Raw genomic sequence first — 236 nt, forward strand, 5'->3', positions numbered from 1 at the left:
TTTTTTCTGTTTGTTCCTTTGTTAATCGATGAATAATATCACGAGCTGGTAATTTTTGATACTGTCCAATGTATGCCTCTGAAATCTCGATTGTTTGACCATGGAGAAATTGATTCATGAGTTCTTCCATATCTAACTGAATATAGAGTGTTCTTTTATTCACTATTCCATATCGAAAATACTCTGGTTCATCATTCTTACTATAGATTCGAGAATTTAATTTCAAACGTGAGACA

General features: G+C 31.8%; 1 pseudogene. It reads right to left on the reverse strand.

What is annotated here, in order from left to right:
- A pseudogene (locus JDS95_RS31495) lies at positions 1–236 on the reverse strand (IS4 family transposase); the annotation flags it as partial.

The organism is Bacillus cereus group sp. N24 (genome assembly GCF_016483345.1).
GTDB lineage: Bacteria > Bacillota > Bacilli > Bacillales > Bacillaceae_G > Bacillus_A > Bacillus_A toyonensis.